At 45.7% G+C, this 22,720-nt stretch carries 22 protein-coding genes; 12 read left to right on the top strand and 10 right to left on the bottom strand.

The features are described 5' to 3' along the window. Positions 1–20 precede the first annotated feature (20 nt). Together AC5WJX_RS12770 and AC5WJX_RS12765 are read right to left on the bottom strand one after the other, a co-directional pair. Positions 21–239, bottom strand: coding sequence for a hypothetical protein (locus AC5WJX_RS12770; protein WP_440432229.1), 219 nt, complete (start codon positions 237–239; stop codon positions 21–23). A 327-nt stretch (positions 240–566) separates the two neighbouring features. Next, positions 567–1,166, bottom strand: a complete 600-nt coding sequence (locus AC5WJX_RS12765; RefSeq protein WP_494484815.1) for a histidine phosphatase family protein — start codon at positions 1,164–1,166, stop codon at positions 567–569. An 87-nt stretch (positions 1,167–1,253) separates the two neighbouring features. Here AC5WJX_RS12765 and AC5WJX_RS12760 point away from each other — a divergent pair, with 87 nt between their 5' ends. Both AC5WJX_RS12760 and AC5WJX_RS12755 read left to right on the top strand, forming a co-directional pair. Continuing rightward, positions 1,254–2,360, top strand: a complete 1,107-nt coding sequence (locus tag AC5WJX_RS12760) for a polysaccharide pyruvyl transferase family protein (protein ID WP_440432225.1) — start codon at positions 1,254–1,256, stop codon at positions 2,358–2,360. Then, positions 2,357–3,883: a Coenzyme F420 hydrogenase/dehydrogenase, beta subunit C-terminal domain gene (locus tag AC5WJX_RS12755; RefSeq protein WP_494484814.1), complete on the top strand. Its 1,527-nt coding sequence runs from the start codon at positions 2,357–2,359 to the stop codon at positions 3,881–3,883. The genes AC5WJX_RS12760 and AC5WJX_RS12755 overlap by 4 nt, the downstream gene beginning before the upstream one ends. Positions 3,884–3,940: 57 nt before the next feature. On the opposite strand, the gene AC5WJX_RS12750 is transcribed toward AC5WJX_RS12755, so the two are convergent. Genes AC5WJX_RS12750 through AC5WJX_RS12740 form a run of 3 tightly spaced genes read right to left on the bottom strand, consistent with a single transcriptional unit; the run spans position 3,941 to position 6,564 of the window. Beyond that, the gene (locus AC5WJX_RS12750; protein ID WP_494484813.1) at positions 3,941–4,891 is read right to left on the bottom strand and encodes a glycosyltransferase family 9 protein; all 951 of its coding nucleotides are present in this window, start codon (positions 4,889–4,891) and stop codon (positions 3,941–3,943) included. Positions 4,892–4,894: 3 nt separating this feature from the next. Continuing rightward, positions 4,895–5,779: a hypothetical protein gene (locus AC5WJX_RS12745; RefSeq protein ID WP_494484812.1), complete on the bottom strand. Its 885-nt coding sequence runs from the start codon at positions 5,777–5,779 to the stop codon at positions 4,895–4,897. Positions 5,780–5,787: 8 nt separating this feature from the next. Then, positions 5,788–6,564: a TIGR04290 family methyltransferase gene (locus AC5WJX_RS12740; protein ID WP_494484811.1), complete on the bottom strand. Its 777-nt coding sequence runs from the start codon at positions 6,562–6,564 to the stop codon at positions 5,788–5,790. Between the two features lie 554 nt (positions 6,565–7,118). On the opposite strand from AC5WJX_RS12740, the gene AC5WJX_RS12735 reads away from it, so the two are divergent. The 9 genes from AC5WJX_RS12735 (at position 7,119) to AC5WJX_RS12695 (ending at position 17,333) form a co-directional block, all read left to right on the top strand. Continuing rightward, positions 7,119–8,228 (top strand): NAD-dependent epimerase/dehydratase family protein, encoded by a 1,110-nt coding sequence (locus AC5WJX_RS12735; RefSeq protein WP_440432215.1) that lies wholly within the window; start codon positions 7,119–7,121, stop codon positions 8,226–8,228. A gap of 24 nt (positions 8,229–8,252) precedes the next feature. Beyond that, entirely contained in the window at positions 8,253–9,344 is a 1,092-nt protein-coding gene (locus tag AC5WJX_RS12730; protein ID WP_494484810.1) for a GDP-mannose 4,6-dehydratase, read from the top strand. Further along, positions 9,344–10,354 (top strand): MDR/zinc-dependent alcohol dehydrogenase-like family protein, encoded by a 1,011-nt coding sequence (locus AC5WJX_RS12725; RefSeq protein WP_494484809.1) that lies wholly within the window; start codon positions 9,344–9,346, stop codon positions 10,352–10,354. The genes AC5WJX_RS12730 and AC5WJX_RS12725 overlap by 1 nt, the downstream gene beginning before the upstream one ends. A gap of 5 nt (positions 10,355–10,359) precedes the next feature. Continuing rightward, the gene (locus AC5WJX_RS12720) at positions 10,360–11,370 is read left to right on the top strand and encodes a Gfo/Idh/MocA family protein (protein WP_494484808.1); all 1,011 of its coding nucleotides are present in this window, start codon (positions 10,360–10,362) and stop codon (positions 11,368–11,370) included. Positions 11,371–11,394: 24 nt separating this feature from the next. After that, positions 11,395–12,501 carry a glycosyltransferase family 4 protein gene (locus AC5WJX_RS12715; RefSeq protein WP_494484807.1) on the top strand — a complete coding sequence of 369 codons (1,107 nt, stop codon included), beginning with the start codon at positions 11,395–11,397 and terminating at the stop codon, positions 12,499–12,501. Between the two features lie 15 nt (positions 12,502–12,516). Next, positions 12,517–13,620, top strand: a complete 1,104-nt coding sequence (locus tag AC5WJX_RS12710) for a CgeB family protein (protein WP_494484806.1) — start codon at positions 12,517–12,519, stop codon at positions 13,618–13,620. A 2-nt stretch (positions 13,621–13,622) separates the two neighbouring features. Next, positions 13,623–14,726 (top strand): CgeB family protein, encoded by a 1,104-nt coding sequence (locus tag AC5WJX_RS12705; RefSeq protein WP_494484805.1) that lies wholly within the window; start codon positions 13,623–13,625, stop codon positions 14,724–14,726. Further along, the gene (locus AC5WJX_RS12700; RefSeq protein ID WP_494484804.1) at positions 14,723–15,817 is read left to right on the top strand and encodes a CgeB family protein; all 1,095 of its coding nucleotides are present in this window, start codon (positions 14,723–14,725) and stop codon (positions 15,815–15,817) included. Before AC5WJX_RS12705 ends, AC5WJX_RS12700 begins: the two co-directional genes overlap by 4 nt. Before the next feature lie 295 nt (positions 15,818–16,112). Then, positions 16,113–17,333, top strand: coding sequence for an exo-alpha-sialidase (locus AC5WJX_RS12695; RefSeq protein WP_494484803.1), 1,221 nt, complete (start codon positions 16,113–16,115; stop codon positions 17,331–17,333). Here the strand turns inward: AC5WJX_RS12695 and AC5WJX_RS12690 are convergent. From AC5WJX_RS12690 to AC5WJX_RS12675, 4 genes are all read right to left on the bottom strand, one after another. After that, positions 17,330–18,196, bottom strand: coding sequence for an aldose 1-epimerase family protein (locus AC5WJX_RS12690; protein WP_494484802.1), 867 nt, complete (start codon positions 18,194–18,196; stop codon positions 17,330–17,332). The two genes, AC5WJX_RS12695 and AC5WJX_RS12690, sit on opposite strands and share 4 nt — an antisense overlap. Positions 18,197–18,338: 142 nt before the next feature. After that, complete coding sequence (locus tag AC5WJX_RS12685; protein WP_494484801.1) at positions 18,339–18,623, bottom strand: chaperone modulator CbpM; 285 nt, start codon at positions 18,621–18,623, stop codon at positions 18,339–18,341. 8 nt (positions 18,624–18,631) lie between these two features. After that, the gene (locus AC5WJX_RS12680; protein WP_494484800.1) at positions 18,632–19,528 is read right to left on the bottom strand and encodes a DnaJ C-terminal domain-containing protein; all 897 of its coding nucleotides are present in this window, start codon (positions 19,526–19,528) and stop codon (positions 18,632–18,634) included. Positions 19,529–19,602: 74 nt separating this feature from the next. Beyond that, positions 19,603–20,199 (bottom strand): YciE/YciF ferroxidase family protein, encoded by a 597-nt coding sequence (locus AC5WJX_RS12675; RefSeq protein ID WP_440432191.1) that lies wholly within the window; start codon positions 20,197–20,199, stop codon positions 19,603–19,605. Positions 20,200–20,420: 221 nt separating this feature from the next. Here AC5WJX_RS12675 and AC5WJX_RS12670 point away from each other — a divergent pair, with 221 nt between their 5' ends. Further along, positions 20,421–21,092, top strand: a complete 672-nt coding sequence (locus AC5WJX_RS12670; protein WP_494484799.1) for a DUF4142 domain-containing protein — start codon at positions 20,421–20,423, stop codon at positions 21,090–21,092. Between the two features lie 331 nt (positions 21,093–21,423). On the opposite strand, the gene AC5WJX_RS12665 is transcribed toward AC5WJX_RS12670, so the two are convergent. Next, positions 21,424–22,488, bottom strand: coding sequence for an IS110 family RNA-guided transposase (locus tag AC5WJX_RS12665; protein WP_494483982.1), 1,065 nt, complete (start codon positions 22,486–22,488; stop codon positions 21,424–21,426). Positions 22,489–22,720 lie beyond the last annotated feature (232 nt).

Raw genomic sequence — 22,720 nt, 5'->3', positions numbered from 1 at the left:
ATTAAAATAAAAGAAAATGGCTAGTGTTGGATACTCTTAGCGTATTCAAGCAGTATATTCCTGAAGGCCAGGTATCGCTCATTAAACTCGATAAAATCACCTTTTTTCGTATCGTAGATACATGCAATTGGGAGTGGTAATTTAATCGTTTTTAAAGCTGCTTTAACGCTTTGTAAATCAGCAGCAATCTTGTGCCAAATATCATTGGCATGGTCGTCGTAAATAATTCCTATACACATATTGTAAAAATATCTGAAATCCCGAATATGTTTCTGAAATCAGGTCACAGAATACTTTACAAATGGCTGTATAATTTTGGAAGAATTGTGAAATTAGCTTTTGCTAATCTTCATAATCGATCTCTTTTGCATCAACCAGCAATGCCACAACGCAAAGCAATATCAGAAAGATCAACAGGTTATAGGTGTCCATAGCAGTTTCTTTAAGAATGAGTCATTTTCATCACTGCTAAGTTAGACGTGTATTGTAAAGTGCTTGTTACATGTAAGTTATGTTTTAAATTGCTGGTCGCTTGAAAGCTCCCTCAAGCGTGTTTTTATTCAGGTTTATGGTAAGTTGCCCGTATGGTTCAGCAACTGCAGACTAGCAAAATCGGAATATACATCTAAGATGCTGATAGAAGCGGGGCTAATCTCCAGACGTTGCATCAGATTTATGGGCACTCCTGTATAGAAAGCAATGGCAGCCTTGATCATGTCCGAGTGACTCACTACTGCAACAGTTGCATCCGGGTGATCTACAGCAAGCTGTTGGAGACCCCGGACAATTCTAGATTGCGCTTCCTGCATCATCTCACCACCCGGAATCCTGGTTCCACTCCGGAAAGTATTGAAGCGTTTAAAATACTCGTCGCCCTCTAATTCGGAGAATGCTTTGTTGGTCCACTGCCCGAAATCAAGCTCCTGGAAATGCTCGTTGACCAGGCAATTCAGGTGCTGCAGCGCCGCGATAGGGGCGGCAGTTTGAATTGCCCGTTCCAATGGGCTACTATAAATAGCGGCTATCTTTTGGTTAGTTAAGCGGTTTGCAAGTGCCTGAGCCTGTGTTTTACCTTCCGTATTTAGATGAACTCCCGAATGCCTGCCAGACAGGTATTTACCGACCGCATCCGTTGTAGCATGCCTGATGAGTAGAAATTTAGTCATGCTTTGTTAAACTTAATGTTAGGTTTTTTGTTTTACAACCATTACCTAAATTGTCAATTCTGTTTACTTCAGATTAAATATATTCATTTGGAAAATACGAAAAGTCAAAGCCTGAAAATTGGAGTACTCACGTTTCACCGTTGTATAAATTATGGAAGCTACTGGCAGGCGAAAGGTCTTGTGGAAGGGCTGCAAAAGCGTGGACACCACGCTGTAATTCTCGATCATCAATCCAGCAGGGTGAACTTCTCCGAGTGGAAGTGTGCACTTCAGCCTGTTCTGCCGACACATGTTCCGGCCTCGGATCATGCTTTATATCGCCAGAAAGTAGAGAAGTTCTTCAAGTTGTTTGAGGGGCTTCCGCTGTCTGCGCCTTTCGACCTCAACAATCCTGCTGAAATGGACGACTATGATCTAGTGGTCGTTGGTAGCGATGAAGTTTGGAACTTATCTCATCCCTGGTACAACTACTGTCCGCTGTTTTATGGGGATGGTTTAAAGACCGGGCGTTTGATCTCCTATGCAGCTAGTTTCGGTAATTATCAAGCCTCCTGGGGCTTAGAAAAAGATTGGGCAAATAAGCTCTCCCAATTTGATCATATCTCAGTACGGGACGATAATTCAAGCACGATTATAGAACAGTCTTTAGGTTTTAAACCTGATATGGTACTAGATCCATGCCTGCAGTTCCCGATTAATTATGAGCATAGGGATCTGTCACAATTTGCTGCACCTTATGTTGCTCTATATGGGCATAACTTCTCGGACTTCTTCATTCGTGAGGTTAGGGCCTGGGCAGATCGGGAGCAGCTTCCCTTGGTGAGTATTGGCTATCGGAATGATTGGGCGGATGAGAACTGGCTTACGGCTGATCCTCATGATTTCGCGAACTTTATGGCAGGTGCTAAAGCGGTGGTAACAAACTTCTTTCATGGCTGTGTTTTTTCTCTGATTAATTCCAAACCCTTCGTTTGTGAAACCTCAGCATACCGTAGCATCAAGGTGCAGGGGCTGATGAATAAGCTAGGTGCGGAGAAGCATCTGATTATGGAAGATACTCCTTCAGCTGTTTATCATGCGCGTTTAACAGAACCATTGGCTCCACAAATTCATCAAAGAATTCAAAACCTGCAGGCGGATTCCAACGCTTATTTGGATGAGGCTTTAGCACCGAAATTGCTGGAGTTGTCATGACTGAGAAAGATAATTTAGCTGCTACCATCAGTGCTGAGGTCGCAGCACCTGAGCATATTCAGCATAAGAAGAATACAGGCAATGTTGAGCAAAAGGTGATGGTTCAACAAGGAACGGCCCTGGGAAAATCCGCGCCAGAGTTATACAGCCCTCAAGATATTGTTAAGTCGGGTTTATGCATAGGCTGCGGAAGTTGTGCCGCTCAAGCGCAGTTACAGGGAACCGACGCAAGCATGAAGTTTGATCCTTATGGCTTATATAAACCTGAAGGTCCTTCCAGCTGGTACAAAACGCGCTCAGCGCGCTTCAGCAACACTTGTCCGTTTTCTCCAAAAGCGCAGAAAGAGGATGAACTAGCTGTCAGGAGTTTTCCTGATGCGCCACAGCACAGTGACACGGTAGGTCGTTTTCAGACTTCCTTCGTCGGTCACGTGCTGGAAAGCGACTTTCGCTTGCAGGGGAGTTCCGGTGGCATGGTGACCTGGGTTGCTTCAGAGTTGTTGCGTAAAGGCCTGATTGACGGTGTTGCTCATGTTGTAGCGGTTAAGGATCCTCAATCTGATGGCCGGTTCTTTAAGTATCGCATCTCGAGAAATCAGGACGAACTTAACGAAGGTGCGAAATCCCGTTATTACCCGGTGGAGCTGTCGGACATGCTGCGCACCATAAAAGAGACGCCAGGCCGTTACGCGGTAGTTGCCTTACCATGTATGATTAAAGCCGTTCAATTGCTCCGTAAGGAGGACGCGGTTTTTCGGGAGCGCATCAGCTTTACGCTTGGGCTTTTCTGTGGGCATATGAAAAGTGCACATTTTGTGGAGAGTTTTGCGTGGCAGATGAACGTACCCTTCCAGCAGGTGAAGGAAGTAGAATACCGTTACAAGTATCCAGATCGTCCTGCAAACTGGTACAATGCTATGCTGCGGCTGGAAGATGGCAAGCAGGTTAACAAAGATTGGTGGCATTTGGCTGATGGCGACTGGGGTGCCGGCTTCTTTATGAGCAGTGCCTGCAACTTCTGCGACGATGTGGTTTCTGAAACGGCGGACGTTGCTTTTGGGGATGCCTGGGTAGAACCATATTCTTCGGATGGCAAGGGTACAAATGTGGTCGTTGCCCGTTCTGCCTTGGTTAGCGGGCTAATTGTTGATGCGATCCAAGAGGGTAGGTTGCAGCTTGAAGTCGTTGATGGCGCGTTCGTGGAACAAACGCAGGCTGCCGGATTCCGGCAACGCCGGGAGGGCCTGGCTTATCGTCTGACCTGGGCACCTAAAGGTGTTCAACCGGAGAAACGTGTTAAGCCGGATGCAGATCGTCCTGAGCAATCACGAAAGGTCATTTACCGTACTCGCTACTGGATCTCCAAGTGGAGCCATAGAATGTTTTGGCTGGCTCGTAAAACTGGCTTGCCTGGAATATACTTGTCTTGGGCGAGGTATGCGGCATCCTTTTACCACGGCATAGCCTATCATAAAGGGAATTTTGGGGAGATGAAGAAACGCTATCTAGAATTCAAAAAGTAAGCTCTATAATAATCTCATACTAATCTGTAATCAATTCAATAGGTTCGGCAAGTTAGGCTAAAGCGTAGCCAAGGCTTGTAGCGCTTTGGCTACTTCCGCAATAACCTTTTGCCAATCGCCTTGGTCCTCCTGGCGGAATAATCGCATTGAAGGGTACCAGGGACTATCGCTGCGTTGGTCCATCCACCGCCAGTCCGCCTGGTCATGCAGGATGGTCCAGACTGGGACGTTCATCGCTCCGGCAAGGTGTGCTGGCATAGAGTCTACGCTGATCATCAGGTCCAAGCCTCGAATTACCCTGGCATAATTATACAGGTCAAATTCTCCAGGATGAATGCCAAAGCCTTCTTGCCATCCTGCTTCTTCAGCATTTCCCTGCAGGATATAAAGGTTTACACTGTTCAATTCAGCTAATGGAGCGAGCGCTTCGAAAGGGATACAGCGGGCCTGGTTCCAATTGCCCGACTGCCACACCAATCCTACATTAAACTTGTGTTCCTCAGATAATTTCAGTGGTTCTGCATGAAGGTAGGGGATCTTTGAGGGAATGGTATCCAAGGTGGTGCGGAATATAAAAGGAAGCTCCATGACTTCCAGATCTACATCATAGCTTACCTCGGGCTGCCCATCATGTAGTGGGAGAAGAAGGTCGATCTCAGGAATGGTTTTCAGTAGGGCAATCAGTGGTTCCTGTGCCCAGACGATGACCTCTTTAGCAATTTCCTTAAGCTTTGGAATATAACGGATGAACTGAATGGTGTCACCCAAGCCATGATAGCAGCGCACAAGTACCCTTTTTCCTGCTAATGGTCTGCCATCCCATACACACTGGTAATGTCTTGGCAGCCGGGGATCACGATTAACCCCGGCTGCAAGAACTTTATCACTCAGTTTCCAGGCTTCCTCGAATGCCCCAGAACGCATAAACTGCATCCAGGCATTTGGGATCTGTTTTAACTCGTCAGATGATTGCTGCTCGTTTTCGTGCTGCGATTTTCTGTCGTACATAACTTAAGCATAGCGGCGCATCATGCGAGCGCAGAAATCAGCGTACTCTTCTATGTGGTGTGGTGGACTGGTGTGATGTGCTTCGATACCTTTTTCCTCCGGTGTAAAGCAGAAGGTAATGGTAAGATCAAATTCATCAAGCGCTTTCATCATCTTATCGAACCACTGATCTGCACCCGGTCTCAAAGAATCAGCCCAGCTTAATCCCGTGCGCAGGCGTTTCACCCCTAATTTACGCAACCAGGAAACGGCTTCTTCGAGGCGGTGATCTTCAAAATGAAACCACTGACAAATACCGAACTCCGGTGTATAATCTGAAAAGTGTTTAAGCGCGAGTTTCGGTGTGCCGTCCTCATGTAGCAAGCCCATATAGAAGTGGCGGTAATAAGATGAACCTTCGGCTTCACGGTGACGTGTGGTAGCACCCCAGGCTTGTGGTAGGTCATAAAGGCTATACCAGTGAACCCGGTCAACCAAGCCGGTTAGTAGTTCCGCGGTACGGCGGAATCCAAACTCCTGTACTTCTTCGGCACCAAAGGTGGAAACACCTACCTCAGTTACCCATACAGGCAGGTCCGTTACTGCGCGGATTTCAGCGATCTTCGCAGGCCACTCATTGATGTTCCATAAATTCCAGTCGAGGGGGAACCCGTGCACGGCTACTGCATTCAGGTTTTCAAGCGTACCGAGACTTTTAAGATGCTGAATAAAACCTGGGTCGATTGGTGAGATTCCACCAAGAACGCGTGTAGTGTCCGGTTTTTCAGCTTTTGCAGCGATTGCTGCTAGTTTAACCATGTCCGAGAAGATTTTCCATCCCTCGTCAATTTCAAAGTTCCAATGTGATTTGTTATTCGGTTCGTTCCAGAACTTAACGGCTTCAATCATATATTATGTTATTTCTTTTTCGGGTAAACAGCACGAACCTGGTCATCAATCAACTGACCGCGGCGGCATATATAAACTTCAAGTTCAGGATGTTGTATAATCTCAAAACCGGCACTCCGTAACATCCCTTCCATGCCCGCGCGGTTTGGTATCCACCAGTTGGTCGGGTCGTTAGAATAGCGGTGTTCAATAAAATACATCTGCGGAAACTCCGGTTGTTTAAAGATTTCTGTGTTCCAGAAGTCGTAATCTGCTTCAACTGGCACAAGCTGGTCACTACCGCGTTGCATAGACTGGAAGATCAGCAGATCTTTAACAACGGTGTCATAAAGAATGTCCAGTGCAAGTAGGGGGTGACGCAGGTGGTACAGCACGCCCATAAAGATCACGACATCGAACTTTTCGCCTAAGGCGCCAACATCATAAACGGACATGTTTCTGAACTCGATATCGACACCAGAAACCTTAGCAGCGTAACGTGCCTGATTCAGGTACACCTCATCAGAGTCGATGCCAAGCACCCGCTCTGCACCGCGACGTTTCATTTCAATGGAGTAAAAACCGGCATTACAGCCGATGTCAAGAACTGATTTCCCGGTAAGGTCTTTAGGAATAGCCTCTGCAAACATCTGGAACTTTACGTTCGGGTAATCTCCAAGAAAGTGGTCGGGTGCGGTCTTTACGCCATTGAGTTCAATGTTGTGAAACCACTTGCCAAGCTTTTGAATGTTTTCCCTGATCTCTGAGTCACCCATTTCATAAGGGGAAGGTATTTTGTTGTCCATTAAGGTTATAATTATTTGTTACCTAATTTTCTTACTCCAGCTAGCCACGGGCGGCATCTTGCTTTCGTCTGCACATCTGTTTGTAGACAAAAAAATAGAATTGTTTGTTTTTCAATTTGCCTTTTTTGCCTGTTTAATTTGATATTTCCAATGTAATGTGTTTGTAGTCAGCCTAATTAAGTTTTCTTCAATAAATTCACTAGTAAGTAAACCTTTTTTATTAACCATTGTTTTAAATACGGTTTTAAAAGTTAAAAAGTAGATATAACGCCTTCTTTTCGGATATGAATACGACAAGCGATGCAATTTCTACCCTTGAAATTCAGGTAACTAGCAAGAGTAGAAAGGAATTAAACCGCTTGAAGCAGTTAATTAACTTAGACCGCTTATAAACATTAAAAGATTTATCGCAGGTAGTTTAGCGAATCTGTATGCAGCATTGAAGAAGCTTCAGCGAGAACCGGCTGGCTTTGTTGTTCAGGAAGCGCGAACTGCAGGTGTTTTTGCAGCAACTTAGATGTTGCTGAACACAAGCTAAATGTAACACATTAACTATGAATAAAATTTTAATTACAGGAGGAGCAGGTTTTATCGGTTCCCATTTATGCGATGAACTAATTAGTAAAGGTTACACTGTAAGAGTGTTGGATAGCCTGATTGCGCAGGTCCATGGGCCGGAAGCGGAACGTCCGGAGTATCTTCATCCTGACGTTGAACTAATTGTCGGTGATGTGCGTGATAAAGCTGCCGTACTCAACGCATTAAAGGGCGTAGATGCCGTGTATCATTTTGCCGCACGGGTTGGTGTGGGACAAAGCATGTACGAAGTAAATGAGTATACTGATGTCAATAACCGTGGTACTGCAGTCCTGTTGGAAGCATTGATCGAGAATCCCGTTAAGCGTCTGATCGTTGCCTCCAGTATGAGTATCTACGGAGAAGGTCTTTATGTGGCTGACAATGGCGATGTTGTAGAAGATGCAAACCGCCCGTTGCAACAGCTAAAGAATAGCGATTGGGAACTAAAGCATAATGGTACAGCACTAAAGCCAATTGCAACGCCTGAATCTAAAAAGCCTTCATTAGCTTCTGTTTATGCACTATCTAAATACGATCAGGAAGTCATGAGTTTGATTTGTGGAAAAGCCTATAATATTCCGACAGTTGCGTTGCGTTTTTTCAATGTCTACGGAACGCGTCAGGCATTATCGAACCCATATACAGGTGTACTTGCCATCTTTGCCTCAAGATATCTTAACAATAAAGCACCATTGATTTTTGAAGATGGCGAGCAAAAACGCGATTTTGTGAGTGTAAAAGATGTTGCTAAGGCTTGCAGGCTTGCGCTTGAAGTAGAAGAAGCTGCTTACGAGGTGTTTAATATTGGTAGTGGAAACAGTTATACTGTAAATGAAATTGCAAGAAAGCTCTCCCAGACCATGGGTGTGGATGTTGAACATAACGTTACAGGTGAATACCGTGTAGGAGATATCAGACATTGCTTTGGAGACATCAGTAAGGCTAAGCGCATCCTTGGCTTTGAACCGGAGGTGAATTTCGAGGATGGCCTGAAAGAGCTCGCCGAATGGCTTGAAGAGCAGGTTGCCGTAGACAATGTGGACCAGGCTAAAGAAGAGCTGGCAGCAAGGGGATTAACCGTTTAACTTAGAAACTTTAATTGCGGCTATATGAATAGCAAATCAACAACTGATCACCGTAACCACACAACTTTAATAACAGGCGGAGCCGGATTCATCGGTACGAACCTGGCAGATGCATTGTTATCGGAAGGTAAGTCTGTGATTATTTACGATAATCTTTCGCGGAATGGGGTAGAGAAAAACCTCAACTGGCTGAGAGAAAAACATAATTCATCAAACCTAAGGATAGAAATCGCTGACATCAGAGACGAAGCTGCCCTAAGAGAGGCGGTGAACGCCGCAGATGCGGTTTACCACTTTGCGGCACAGGTGGCCGTTACCACCAGCTGTACTGATCCTCTGATGGATTTCGAGGTTAATGCAAGAGGAACCATCAACCTGCTGGAGGCCATTCGTCAATCTGAAAAACAACCGCCACTGGTATTTACCTCTACCAATAAGGTCTATGGCGATCTGGAAGACTTAAAGGTAATCTTAAAGGGCGACCGTTATGCACCAGAAGATGCTGCTATTGCTGCTGCCGGTGTTTCCGAAGCAAGGAGCATCGATTTTCATAGCCCATATGGCTGTTCGAAAGGCGCCGCTGATGCCTATATCCTTGATTATGCAAGAACCTTTGGCCTTCAGGCTGTCGTGTTCCGAATGAGCTGTATCTATGGCCCGCACCAGTTTGGAACTGAAGATCAGGGATGGATCGCACACTTCTTAATCAGTGCACTGGAAGGAAAGCCACTGACCATCTATGGCGATGGTAAGCAGGTTCGGGATATCCTCTATGTGGAAGATCTTGTACGTGCAATGAAGATCGCACAGCAGCAGATGGGCAATCTGACCGGGCAAGCCTTCAACATTGGCGGCGGTGTAAACAACACTATTAGCTTACTTGAACTGCTGAAACTCATTGAGAATATGCATGGAGAAGCTTTGGATGTTGATTTCGGCGAATGGCGCCCTGGAGACCAGCGCTATTATGTGTCCGATATCCGCAAATTTAGTAATGCGGGCAGCTGGGCACCGCAGGTCACTGCACAACAAGGAATCCAACATCTGTATCAATGGCTCGTTGAGTTCAGGAATACCACAATAACAAACAATATATATTCGCGCGAATCGATATAATGGAAACAGAAATCCAAGAAACAAATACAACGAATACAAATACTACCGTAATGGAAGCACTGGAGATTACCGCTCCAAAGACCATTACAAGAAAACAAATAAGCATGCCCGAGCCTGCTGCAGATGAAGTCAGGATTAAGATGGAGGGCTGTGGGTTATGTGCCTCGAACCTTCCGGTATGGGAGGGGCGTGACTGGTTCCAATATCCTATACCGGCTGGCAATCCCGGACATGAAGGCTGGGGCAGAATTGATGCGCTGGGCCAAGATGTGCAGGGTTTCAGGAAGGGCGAACGTGTTGCTGCCATCACTTACAACGCCTTTGCAGCATATGATATTACCAAAGCAAGCAACCTCATCAAGCTACCGGCTGAACTTGATGGCATGCCTTTCCCTGGAGAACCTTTAGGTTGTGCCATGAACATCTTCGAACGCAGCGACATCCGTGCAGGGCAAACCGTTGCCATTCTCGGCATTGGCTTTTTAGGTGCATTACTCATCCAACTGGCCCATCATGCAGGTGCAAAGGTCATCGCAATTTCCCGTAAAAACTCTTCGCTTGAACTTGCCCGTAAACTAGGGGCAGATGAAGTTATCCCGATGGATGATCACTGGAAGATCATTGAGCAAGTGAAACAACTTACGAATGAAAACTTCTGTGAGCGTGTAATTGAAGCTACAGGGAAACAATGGCCGCTTGATCTTGCAGCTGAATTAACCGGTATACGCGGAAAGCTAATCATCGCTGGTTATCATCAGGATGGAAACCGGCAGGTAAACATGCAGCTCTGGAACTGGCGTGGCATGGACGTGATCAATGCTCATGAACGTGACCCCGAAGAATACCTGAAAGGGATGCGGAATGCAGTGAAGGCAGTGCAGGACGGTCGGATAGACCCACAGCCTTTGTTTACCCATGTTTTTCCGGCAGAAGAACTTCAACAGGCATTTGAGCTGCACCACGAAAACCCTGAAGGATTTACCAAAGCATTGATAACGTTTAAAGATTAGTAGAGATGGATGAAACAATTGTAGATCAAAAACCTAAGCTGGGGTTTATTGGCGTGGGCTGGATTGGCCGCAATCGCCTGCAAGCCATAGCAGAAAGCAATATAGCAGCCATTCAGGTTGTTTCCGACCCGAATACCCAGTACGCTGAAGAAGCTTTACAGTTTGCTGCAGGTGCTGAAGTGCTGGAGTCCTTACCAGCCATTCTGAACACGAATGTAGACGGTGTGATCATCGCTACCCCTAGTGCGCTACACGCGTCGCAATCTATCGAAGCCCTCGAAGCAGGTAAAGCGGTATTCTGTCAAAAACCCTTAGGCCGCAATGCGCTCGAAGTAAAAGCGGTAGTCGAAGCCGCAGAGGCGCGGGATGTCCTGCTTGGTGTCGATTTCTCTTACCGCTTTACAAACGGCATTAAAGCTTTGAAAGCGGTGCTGGATGCGGGAGAACTGGGCGACATTTATGGCGTAAACCTGGTATTCCACAATGCTTATGGACCAGATAAGCCATGGTACTTCGATCCTGAGCTTGCCGGTGGTGGTTGTGTAATGGATTTGGGTGTGCACCTCGTTGACCTGTTGGTGTGGTTGTTTAACAACCCTGAAGTGAACGAAGTCAGCAGTCAGCTGTTCTCTAAAGGAAAGAAGATCGAGGACATCGTAGCCCAGGTAGAAGATTATGCAGTAGCTCAACTGCTGTTAAATGACCAAATCGCTGTTCAACTTGCCTGTTCCTGGAATCTACCTGCGGGCGTAGATGCTGTGATTGAGGTTAGCATCTATGGTACCAAGGGTGGTGTATCTTTCAAAAATGTAAATGGGTCTTTTTACGACTTCTCCACCGAACGTTTCTATGGAACTTCCCGTGAGGTCATCAGTACACCTGGTGATGCATGGGGCGGAAAAGCAGCAATCCACTGGGCGGAAGCGCTTGCTGATAAAGGGAACAAGTTTAACCCGGAAGCCTACCAATACCTCAAAGCAGCGGAGATCCTCGATAAAATATATAAAAGAAAATAGCGCAGAAGATAGCGTAATGCGCCTATGATGATAAAAGACCAAGCAATCCGGAAAGTACTCATGACTGCAGACCCCATTGGGGGTGTCTGGACCTATGCCATGGATCTCTGTCGGGCGTATGAAACTGCAGGTATCAGGGTACATCTTGCCACCATGGGTTGTTGCCTATCAGAAAGTCAGCATGCTGAAGTTAAGAACATCCCCAACGTCGAGTTATACGAAAGTAATTACAAACTCGAATGGATGGACAATCCATGGAACGATGTGGCTGCCTCCGGTGAATGGTTGCTAAAGCTGGAACGTGAGCTTGAACCGGACATCATCCATCTGAACGGATACATGCATGCAGTGCTGGACTTTAAAGCGCCGGTGATGGTCGTTGCCCACTCTTGTGTATTATCCTGGTGGGAGGGTGTCTTAAACGAACCCGCACCCGCGGAATGGGATGAATACCGGCAGCGTGTTGCCGCAGGATTAAAGGCAGCAGATGCAGTAGTTTCGATCTCCAGCACCTATGCAGCTGAAATAAACAGGCTCTACGGCCCCATGGGTAACATCGCTGTCATCTACAATGGGCGCGACACCAAGACATTTTATACAAAGCAAAAAAAGCGGCAGGTATTCGCCATGGGGCGTATTTGGGATGAAGCCAAAAACCTCGCCATATTAAGCAAGATTACTAATCCTGAGAAACTTCCAATTCTCATCGCTGGCGATAACATCGATCCCAATACTGCAGAGGTAGTGAAGATTGAAAACGTGCAGTTATTGGGTAAGTTAAGCCAGGAGGCGATCAAAGAATATCTAGCCGAATCTTACTATTACGTACTCCCGGCGAAGTATGAGCCCTTCGGGCTTTCCGCGCTGGAGGCGGCACTTTCCGGTTGTCTGTTGTTGCTTGCTGATAACCCGACGCTGAAAGAACTATGGGGAGATTCGGCATTGTACTTCCATCCAGATAATCCTGCTGAAATCGACGCATTACTCATCCACATGCAGCAGCAGCCGGCACTTGCCGCTGAAATGATCAAGCGTTCTGAAGAAAAAGCCCGTCAGTATTCCCTGAAAAACATGGCGGCAAAGTATCTGCAGCTGTACCAAAAGCTGGTAAAAACCAATTTAGTATCCTAAAAACACACAGAATATATGAAAATAAGCATGTTTTACCATTCTCTATTGTCCGATTGGAACCACGGTAATGCGCACTTCCTGAGAGGCGTAGTCGCCGAACTGATCAATAGAGGACATGAGGTAAAAGTGTACGAGCCTAAAGATAACTGGAGTTTAACCAACCTGCTTGAAGGCCATGGCGAATCTTACCTGGAGGAGTTTCAGCGAACCTACCCGCAACTGAAATCCATTTTCTACGAAGCACAGCACATCGATCTGGATGCCTTGCTGGCAGATCAGGACCTGGTGATTGTCCACGAGTGGAATGAACATAGCCTCGTAAAAGCAATCGGGGAGTACCATGCTAAAACAGGGAAATTCAAACTGCTATTCCATGATACCCATCACCGTGCAGTAACCGAACGCGCCAGCATGGAACAGTACGATCTGCGTCATTATGATGGTGTACTCGCATTTGGCAATGTGATACGTGACCTTTACCTGAAAGAAGGATGGACTAAAAACGCATGGACCTGGCATGAAGCTGCAGACACCCTGATCTTCCACCCACGGGAGAGCCAAGAGCAACTGGGCGACTTGGTCTGGATCGGCAACTGGGGCGATGATGAACGAACTAAAGAGCTTCAAACCTACCTGATCGATCCTGTAAAGGAACTCGGTTTGAAAGCAAAGATCTACGGCGTGCGTTATCCCGATACTGCTTTAAAGGCGCTGCAAGAGGCTGGTATCGAATATGGTAACTGGCTACCAAACTATAAAGCACCGGAAATCTTCGCGAAGTACAAAGTGACCGTCCATGTGCCAAGGCGTCCCTATGTCGAGTCCTTGCCGGGGATACCAACCATTCGCCCGTTCGAAGCGATGGCCTGCGGCATTCCGCTGGTCTGCTCACCATGGGATGATGCCGAGCATTTATTCACACCCGGAAAGGATTACCTGGTTGCGGATAGCAAGGAAGCCATGAAAGCACATCTTTCCAGCATTCTAAGCGATGAGGTAACCGGCCGAACAATCGCGGAACATGGGCTGAAGACCATACAGGCCAGACATACCTGTGCCCACCGTGTAGATGAATTATTGCAGATCATGGAGACACTCCCAAAACCTAACCACAAATAAACATGAAGAATCAACTTAAAATTGCCTTTTACGGCTCAAGCCTTGTTTCCGCCTATTGGAACGGTGCCGCTACGTATTACAGAGGCATCATCAAAGAACTGAACCGATTGGGACACCAAATTACCTTTTATGAACCTGATGCCTATGAGCGCCAGCAGCATCGGGATATCCCCGATCCAGAATGGGCCACAGTCGTCGTGTATGAAAACAATGAAGCAAGTGCGCATGAAGTACTTGCAAAAGCTGCTGAGGCCGATATTGTAATTAAAGCGAGTGGGGTGGGTGTCTTTGATGAGCTGCTCGAAGAGCAGGTACTTAAGCTTAGAAAAGAACATCAGTTGGTGATCTTCTGGGACGTGGATGCACCTGCTACGCTGGAGCGTATGACCAATAATCCTGAGGATCCTTTTCGTGCGCTGGTGCCACAATACGATATGATCTTAACCTATGGCGGCGGGCAACCGGTAATTGATGCTTATACCGCCTTTGGTGCCAGCAGGTGTATTCCCATCTATAATGCTTTAGACCCTGAAACCCATTACCCGGTACCAGAGGAAGAAAAATTTAAATGTGACCTGGCTTTTCTAGGCAACAGATTACCTGACCGCGAATCCCGTGTAGAAGAATTCTTTCTGAAGGCTGCAGCAAAGCTGCCAGAACAAACATTCAAGATTGGAGGCAGTGGCTGGGGCGATAAACACATGCCATCAAACATTGAGTACATCGGACACGTTTACACCAAAGAGCATAATGCTTTTAACTGCACGCCCAAAGCGGTACTAAACATCAGCAGAGACAGCATGGCAAAAATGGGTTTTTCGCCAGCCACCCGCGTGTTTGAAGCTGCCGGCGCTGGTGCCTGTATCATCACCGACTACTGGATAGGTATCGACTTTTTCTTCGAGCCGGGAAAAGAAATCCTTGTAGCAGGAAGTGGTGATGAGGTTGCAGAGATCCTCAGCAAGCTATCCGCTGAAGAAGCAAGGGCCATCGGGGAGGCCGCAAAAGAACGTGTTTTGAAGCACCATACCTATGCACACCGGGCGCTTGAAGCTGATAAACTGTTTAAAGCACATTTTCAACTCACCAATTCTGATCCAGTATGAATAGAAAGCCTTTAAACATCACCATACTCGGTCTATCCATCACCTCTTCCTGGGGCAACGGACACGCCACAACCTTTAGGGCACTCGTTAAGGAATTGGATAAAGCAGGCCACAAGGTAACGTTTCTGGAACGTGATGTACCCTGGTATGCAGAAAATAGGGATCTTGCAAACCCAGAATACTGCAAAACCATTTTGTACAAAGATCTGGAGGAACTTAAAAATAAATACGCCACAACGGTAAGTACTGCCGACTTTGTTATCGTGGGTTCTTACGTACCAGAAGGTGTGCCGGTTGGGGAATGGGTTTGCCATACCGCAAGAGGTATCAAGGCATTCTATGACATCGATACGCCAGTGACCCTTGCCAAGCTGGAACGAAACGATTACGAGTACCTAAGTCCTGAGCTCATTGCCAAGTATGACCTATATCTTTCTTTCACCGGTGGATCAACGCTTAAGTTACTCGAAGAAAAGTATGGCTCACCATGTGCAAGGGCTTTGTACTGCTCCGTAGATCCCGCCTTGTATTTCCCTGAAGAGGTGGAGAAAACAATGGATCTTGGGTATCTGGGTACCTACAGCGATGACCGTCAGCCGCCATTGGAAAAACTGATGTTTGATGCGGCGAAAGCCTGGCCTGAAGGCCGCTTTACGGTCGCGGGGCCACAATATCCTGATTCCATAGAATGGCCTGCGAACATCGAGCACTTCCACCACTTGCCCCCGGCAGAACACCGCAGGTTCTATAATGCCCAGCGTTTCGCCTTAAACATTACCCGGGCGGATATGATCAATGCAGGATATTCGCCCAGTGTACGCTTGTTTGAAGCAGCCGCTTGTGGCGTGCCAATCATCAGCGACTTCTGGGAAGGGTTGGATTCCGTATTCGAGATTGGAACAGAGATCCTGGTGTCGAACTCGGGGGAAGAAACCTTGAACTACCTGCAGACAATGGATGAGGCTACCCGTATAGAAATCGGTGAACGTGCGAGAGCCAAAATTCTCAATGCACATACCGCCAGTCACCGGGCAGCGGAGCTTGTCGCCTACGCTTATGCGTTAATGCCTGAGCCGAGCGTGATGAAGTAGCCCCACCGCGTTCAACAGCAAGCACACAGGTGGCAAATACCTGTAATTTAAAGCGCAAAACATTTGCTGAAAATATTCGTTTTTTGATTATATTGATAAAGCAAATACAAGATAAAAAGTCCTAGGAGCGGGTAATCCGCGAGGGCTAGGCAAAACATAGCAGAAGCCCCGGGTCCAACCGGGGCTTCGGTGTTTAAGGGCTTGCGCAATCACTGCAAATATAACAATTCTGTTAAGCGCAAATACCTGCAATCAATCCTGCCAGATAACTGTTTAATGTAGACAAACCTTGTCTATGAAGAAACTGGCCTTCAATCTTATCATTTTAGCAATTAGCTCCTTTGTATACCTAAGCTCCTGTAAACAGGCACCTGAAAAGCAGGTGAAAGTTCAGTTTGCAAAAGATGACCTTCCAAGAATTGACGACACCATCCGAAATGCAAAAATAATCTGGGATAAAACCGAGCGAAAAGTCTCTCATGAGGAATATTTCGCAGAGTACGGGAGAGCAAGACGCTATAATGGTGATACCGTGCTGCTGGTGTACCATTGTGGACCTAAAGGGCACGAGTGGGATAACATCGCACTTAAGAAGAGCTTTGACAATGGCCAAAGCTGGACGAAAGAACGGATCATTGTAAAAGATGATCAACACGATCGTTATTCCGGATTTTCTACCCCCGATCTATTGGTGCTAAACAACAAATGGTTAATGCTTGCATATACCGGCAAAGGCATTCCGGATGATAGTGTGCACAATAATCTGCAGGTCCGAATCAGCAAAGATGCCGGAGAAACTTGGACTGAACCATCAATTGTTGCCCTGGGGCGTTCCTGGGAACCCGGTATGACACAGCTCCCCAACGGCGAAATTCAACTATTCTTCTCCAATGAGCTGGTAAGCACCAAGGCGGCAAAAGGTCGCCATGAACAGAAAGTGCTGTTGATCCGCTCTAAAGATAATGGTGCTACTTGGTCGAGTCCGCAGATGGTTGCTTTTACGCCCGGCCGCCGCGACGGTATGCCGGTGCCATTGGTATTGAAAGACGATAAGGGCATCATCATCCCTGTGGAAGCTGTTGAGAATATGACCTCACCAGAAATCATCTGGACCTCCATGAAGGCAAACTGGAATTACGCGACTGTGGGAACAAAGGATAATGGCCGTAGATGGATAGGCTCGGTAGATCCGATCTGGGGCGGTGCACCGACAGTAGTTCAGTTCCCTTCTGGAGAAACTGTGATCTCCATGCAGACCGAACTCGGCCGTAAGCTCGACCGCTATAAAGGTTGGAAAAAGAATTCAGTGGTTGTGATGGTCGGCAACAGCATGGCTAAAAACTTCGGTAATCTGAGTTTTCCTTACCCTGATCTGCCCGAGAATGAAGGACGTTATTTTTGCTCCTTGTTCATAGTGGATAAAGACAGGTTGGCGCTGCTTACAACCAGAAATTATCCTGATAGCAGCAGTGCTGTTTTCTGGAAGGAGGGTAGGGTGATCCGCGAAAAGCCTTAAAAGATATCGACCTGCCAGGTCCTTTGCCAGGACTCTTCAGCTGAAAGAATCACGATGCCTTCCTTATCGCTCAGTTGTCCACTGTGGTTAACACTATCGGCAATGCCACACCAGGGCTCTAAACAAACGAAATTTGCATCCTTGGCGGCCCAGATTCCAAAGTATGGAAAGCCTTCAAAACTAAAATGCAGTCCATGGGAATTAACTTTATTCTGAAGACTAATTTTATTGCTGTTCAATGCTTTGATTACCAACGCATCATCATAGAACAACTGATGTTTAAGGGGCAACACTTTATCCTTCAATGGGATGCTTTTAACTTCCTCAGAGATCAGGTTGTCGGAGATCTTATTGATCAGCAGCTCTTCATCCTGATTAAAACGTAAGTAATAGTCTTCGTATCGCAGGTTTTCATCAACAGGTGTTGCGAAAGCCGGGTGGCCACCTACCGAGAATAGAAGATCAGCGTCCGATGGATTGTAAACCTTGTAAGTACAACTCAGGCCATGACTCTTAAGGGTATAGATCAGGCTAAGGCTAAATTCAAAAGGATAAACTTTCTTGGTACTTTCAGAAGACCTGAGGGTGAAAACAACTTCATCGGCCGACTTTGATTCGAGCTCGAACTCCATATCCCTGGCAAAACCATGTCTGGAAAGCTCGTACTGCTCACCTTGGTAGGCGTAACGATTATCTTTAAGGGCACCAACAATAGGGAAGAGCACAGGGCTGTGTTTAGCCCAATCCTTTGGATTAGCGTCCCAGATGTATTCTATACCAGACGTTTTGCTTTTTAGCGATTGAAGTTCGGCGCCTTTCTGTACAAAGCTTGCTTTCAGTAATCCGTTTTCCAGTGTAATCATGATCCTTAATCTGAGCTAATATTCATTATTTTAAACGAATTAGGTCCCATCAAGTTTTAAAATCCGGGGTATAGCTTGAAGTATTACCTCATGCTGACATCATCGGCGAGAAGCGAGCGCCCGAACATCCCATAAATTCAGATTATTGATGAAGGTGTAGCTGTCCTCTCAGCATCTTTATTTCACGCTCCATTTCAGCAACTTTCGCCAACAAATGCCTAATGGCATCGATGCCCTCAATATTGATATTCAGGTCGTAATAGAAGCGGATGTAGCGTTCCAATTCATTGAGCTGCTCTTCCAAAATGTATTTTTCTTCCCCTTCTTCCTGAAAAAAGATAATGCCTGATTCTTCCAGTTCAAGCAAAAATTCTGGTTCAATGTTATATTGAATACTATATTCCTTCAGTGTGATCAATGTTGCCATAACTTTAACTATTGCATTTTTGACAATTCTTCAAACAGCGCTCTTTGTTGGGCGCTTAATGTAGTCGGAAGTTTTACCTGATAGGTTACATACAGGTTACCAAATTCACCTTCCTTCTTATACACGGGGAAACCTTTCCCTTTAAGCCTCACCTTGGTGTCGTTTTGGGTGCCTGGATTTACGCGAAGTTTTACTTTGCTATCTGGCGTTTCCACCATGGTTTCGCCTCCAAGTACAGCAGTATAAAGATCAATCTCATGATTGAGGTACAGGTCGTCATCAAGTCTTTTGAAAACCGGGTGGTTCGCGATGCTGAAGGTAATGTAAAGATCTCCCGCAGGACCGCCATTGATGCCGGGCATGCCCTGTCCTTTTAGTTTAATGACCTGCCCGTTAGCGATACCTGCAGGTATCGTAATTCGAAGGTTTTTTCCATTAACCGTGATCGTTTGTTTATGCGTTACATAAGCATCCATAAGGCCAAGTTCCAGCTCGGCATGAAGGTCCTGCCCTTTGAAACGGCTGTTTCCTCGCGACGAAGATCTTCCAGCACCGCCGAATGCAGCACCTCCAAACATCGATTCAAAAAAATCGGAGAAGTCACCCGAAGCAAAAGGATTTTGCTGTTGCTGTCCGCCAGCTTGTTGCCCTGAATTTCCGGCTTGTGCAAACTCCTCTGCATGCTGCCAGTTCTCACCGTACTGGTCATATTTTTTACGTTTCTCCGGATCGCTGAGCACTTCATTCGCTTCATTCACCTCCTGAAAGCGCTTGTTGGCATCTTTATCGTTTGGGTTGAGGTCAGGATGGTATTTACGCGCGAGTTTCCGGTAAGCTTTCTTGATGTCCTCTGCACTGGCATCTTTGCCAACACCGAGGATTTTGTAATAGTCAATATAAGCCATGTTGGATGGGTTAAAAACCAAAAACCCGGACACATAGGGCGTCCGGGTTAAAATAAAAATTAACTAATAAGCTCTTATTCTTCAGACGCTGGCTCGTTGATCGAAGAAACCGCAACCTCAGTTAAGATAACGTCAGTTGCTTTCTCATTCTCCAGGGTCTGGTCCAAAAGATCAACAACTTCTGTATGTCCCATGATCTCCGCAAAAGTTCTTAGCGTACCGTAAGATGCAATTTCATAATGTTCAACTTTCTGTGCAGCCATGATTAATCCAGCATCGCGAATCATTGTACCTTTATCGGTTTCTTCAATGATGCTTTCTGCTTCCTTAACTAATCCTTCCATTGCTTCACATTTCTTACCCACTGCTTTTTCTTCCAGCAGTTCAAATACCTGCTCTAAGCGTGCGATATGCTCTGCAGTTTCTTCAGTATGTTTTTCAAAAGCTTGTGCAAGCTCTTCGCTCGTAGCGGCTTTTTTTAGCTTAGGTAATGCCTTAGCCAGGTGTTTTTCAGCCCAGTAAATGTCTTTTAAGCCATCAACGAAAAATTCATGGAATTCTGAATCCTTCATCTTGCCGGTCATTCCGGATGCTTTCTTTGTTGATGATTTTTTAGGCGCTGCTGACTTCTTAGTTTCAGCTGCGGATTCTGTTTTTTTAGTCGTTGCCATAGGTTAGCTATTTAATATTTTATTGTTCTGGTTGGTTGACATTACAACTGCAAGCGGGAGGAAATGTTTGGAAAAAATGTTTTTTTATGGTATATGCTGGTTTGCGCCCGGCTTACATTTTCCAAGCCTTGTAGCCTTTTAAAACTTTTGATATTTATAGCTGTTGTTAGCATGTAGAACCAAATAAATGAGGATTTATATCCAATTAAAACCATTCAATTATGAAAAATAGAAACCTAATCGCTGCTTTAATGATCTCCGGATTGGCCTTTCAGGCTTGCTCTTCCGGCTCAGACCAGGAGAAGGTGGCAGGAACGGCCACAACGTTATCATCAGACACCGCGCTGGACACTATCGGCGATGCAGCAACTAAGAAAGATAGTAAACTGGTGCCGGTAGAATCTGAATTCGTAAACAAGGCCGGCATCGGTGGCATGATGGAAGTTGAAGCAGGCAACCTGGCTTTGCAGAAATCCAAAAGCCCGATGGTCAAAGAGTTTGCTACCATGATGATCAAAGATCATTCAGCCGCCAATAAAGAACTTGAAGGTATCGCCAAGAACAAAGGACTGCAGCTTGCGAATACATTCCCTCAGAAAGAAAAAGCACACATGGATGCCATGGAAGGCTTGCAAGGCGACGGCTTTGACAGGCATTATATGCAAATGATGGTAACGGATCATATCGCTACTCTCGAGTTATTCAGAACGGCAACGTCTGCCCAGGATCCCGCAATTAAGGCCTTCGCAACGAAGACCCTGCCAATTCTGGAAGCCCATTATAAACAAGCAAAGCAAATTAGCGATAAGCTTGAAGGACAGAAGATGAACAACGGTGATGACATCCTGAACTTAAGTCCAACCAAAGAAGAGAATAAAAAGCCAGTTCAGTAACTGGAGGGGAGCACAGCTAAACTGTATTACAAGATCATTTCATAAATAGTTAAGAAGCGGGCAACAGCCCGCTTTTTTTTGGAAGACTGAAGCAGATCTGCCTGTACGTTGGACGGTAGTTGAGACGTACTTGCCAGGGGCTTGCTTCGTACTTCGTACGTGTGAAGACGTAGGAAGTACCTGGCAAGCCCCTAACAACCTGGAAGCAGGTATGTCATAAATGGCCGATGAGCTGAAGGAATGTACAGGATAGGTAAGCTCGAGGATTGAACATAAAAAAAGGTACTGTTATAAATTGCAAACATTTTAGACAAAAAAGTATTTTTGTATTTCAAAGAAGTTCGACTATGGAACTATCTAGCGTAGTCTCAACTTTCGGGTTGGGACTACTTAGTTTATAGCCCTCAATGAACTCCGTATCATTCTTCCATAAAGTATAGATCAATATTAATAGCTTTCTTTGAATGGCAACTTGTCCAATCATCTTTGAGGGTTTGTTTTGATTGATTCTTGTATACATTTCTTTTAGACCAGGATTGAATCTGCAAGCGACCATTGCCGGGAAGTACAATGCATTTCTGATGTACCGATTGCCTTTTTTAGAGATTCTGGTCTTGCCTTTTATGGAGGTTCCTGATTCTCTTTGCACGACATCATAGCCTGAATAACTTACCAGTTGTTTAGCATTCCTGAAATGCTCAAATCCCATAGTTTCGGCCAGGATAGTAGCTATGGTAATCAAACCTACTCCCTTTATGGTGAGCAGCTTTGTTATTCTTTCTTTCAGGTTGCTGTCTGTTTCTATAAGCCTTTTTATCTCTTTTAACGTTTTTGCAATTTCTTTGTCGATATCTTCAATCAACTTTTTATTACTCTTGAGAATGAAGCTTTGAACATCGTGCGAAGCGTCCTTACTGTGCTTGATGTTGCCAAGGCTAGTTTTTTGTTCTTGTAGCTGAACATAATATCTGGTTAGATTCCTCAGCTGTAATAAGGCGGCAGGAGGTGGAGTCCAAAGCTTATGAGTCCGCTCTACTCCAAGCTGACTTAAGATCCTTGCATCAACAGCATCTGTCTTGGTCTTGATGTTTAAGCTCGAAAAGTAGTGTTTAGAGGTGTTAGGAAGCACCACATGAACCCTTTTCTTTACTTTATGTAAATGGTGTGCCAAATTTTCGTAATAAACACCCGTGGCTTCCATTAGAAACACAAGCTCTGGTCCGATGGCGATAGCGCCCTTGGCCCAGCGAAGCATTTGGTTAAAACCTTTAGTATCATTGCCAAAGGTTACTACTTTTGAGAACGCTAATTCGCCATTCTCTGCACGCTGACACAGACATACTGTAAATGTAGCTTGTGAGATATCTATCCCAACTGATTGTTTTGTAATAGCCATAATCAAGAATTTAGATCGTATCGACTTAATTCCCCTTCGTCTATCCTTTTGTTTTATCCAGGCTCCTAGTTATGGCCTTAAGTACTGTTCAGACTCCTGAGAATAAAATCGTGTCGTTCAACCTTTTTTACGGTATAACATATAGCCTACCTAGCCCGATCTGAACTGACACGAACAGCCAACACATTTTGCATAACAACAATATATTGACCTTTTTAAAATTCTCAGTAAA

Source organism: Pedobacter sp. NEAU-ZC8, from assembly GCF_059278965.1.
The sequence above is the reverse complement of the archived record's forward strand: the minus strand, read 5'-3'. Positions and strand labels throughout refer to the sequence as shown.

Coding starts and splice junctions, on each gene's coding strand:
- AC5WJX_RS12770 (WP_440432229.1), bottom strand. CDS start 239: ATGTGTATAGGAATTATTTACGACGACCATGCCAATGATATTTGGCAC.
- AC5WJX_RS12765 (WP_494484815.1), bottom strand. CDS start 1,166: ATGACTAAATTTCTACTCATCAGGCATGCTACAACGGATGCGGTCGGT.
- AC5WJX_RS12755 (WP_494484814.1), top strand. CDS start 2,357: ATGACTGAGAAAGATAATTTAGCTGCTACCATCAGTGCTGAGGTCGCA.
- AC5WJX_RS12750 (WP_494484813.1), bottom strand. CDS start 4,891: ATGTACGACAGAAAATCGCAGCACGAAAACGAGCAGCAATCATCTGAC.
- AC5WJX_RS12745 (WP_494484812.1), bottom strand. CDS start 5,779: ATGATTGAAGCCGTTAAGTTCTGGAACGAACCGAATAACAAATCACAT.
- AC5WJX_RS12740 (WP_494484811.1), bottom strand. CDS start 6,564: ATGGACAACAAAATACCTTCCCCTTATGAAATGGGTGACTCAGAGATC.
- AC5WJX_RS12735 (WP_440432215.1), top strand. CDS start 7,119: ATGAATAAAATTTTAATTACAGGAGGAGCAGGTTTTATCGGTTCCCAT.
- AC5WJX_RS12730 (WP_494484810.1), top strand. CDS start 8,253: ATGAATAGCAAATCAACAACTGATCACCGTAACCACACAACTTTAATA.
- AC5WJX_RS12725 (WP_494484809.1), top strand. CDS start 9,344: ATGGAAACAGAAATCCAAGAAACAAATACAACGAATACAAATACTACC.
- AC5WJX_RS12720 (WP_494484808.1), top strand. CDS start 10,360: ATGGATGAAACAATTGTAGATCAAAAACCTAAGCTGGGGTTTATTGGC.
- AC5WJX_RS12715 (WP_494484807.1), top strand. CDS start 11,395: ATGATGATAAAAGACCAAGCAATCCGGAAAGTACTCATGACTGCAGAC.
- AC5WJX_RS12710 (WP_494484806.1), top strand. CDS start 12,517: ATGAAAATAAGCATGTTTTACCATTCTCTATTGTCCGATTGGAACCAC.
- AC5WJX_RS12705 (WP_494484805.1), top strand. CDS start 13,623: ATGAAGAATCAACTTAAAATTGCCTTTTACGGCTCAAGCCTTGTTTCC.
- AC5WJX_RS12700 (WP_494484804.1), top strand. CDS start 14,723: ATGAATAGAAAGCCTTTAAACATCACCATACTCGGTCTATCCATCACC.
- AC5WJX_RS12695 (WP_494484803.1), top strand. CDS start 16,113: ATGAAGAAACTGGCCTTCAATCTTATCATTTTAGCAATTAGCTCCTTT.
- AC5WJX_RS12690 (WP_494484802.1), bottom strand. CDS start 18,196: ATGATTACACTGGAAAACGGATTACTGAAAGCAAGCTTTGTACAGAAA.
- AC5WJX_RS12685 (WP_494484801.1), bottom strand. CDS start 18,623: ATGGCAACATTGATCACACTGAAGGAATATAGTATTCAATATAACATT.
- AC5WJX_RS12680 (WP_494484800.1), bottom strand. CDS start 19,528: ATGGCTTATATTGACTATTACAAAATCCTCGGTGTTGGCAAAGATGCC.
- AC5WJX_RS12675 (WP_440432191.1), bottom strand. CDS start 20,199: ATGGCAACGACTAAAAAAACAGAATCCGCAGCTGAAACTAAGAAGTCA.
- AC5WJX_RS12670 (WP_494484799.1), top strand. CDS start 20,421: ATGAAAAATAGAAACCTAATCGCTGCTTTAATGATCTCCGGATTGGCC.
- AC5WJX_RS12665 (WP_494483982.1), bottom strand. CDS start 22,488: ATGGCTATTACAAAACAATCAGTTGGGATAGATATCTCACAAGCTACA.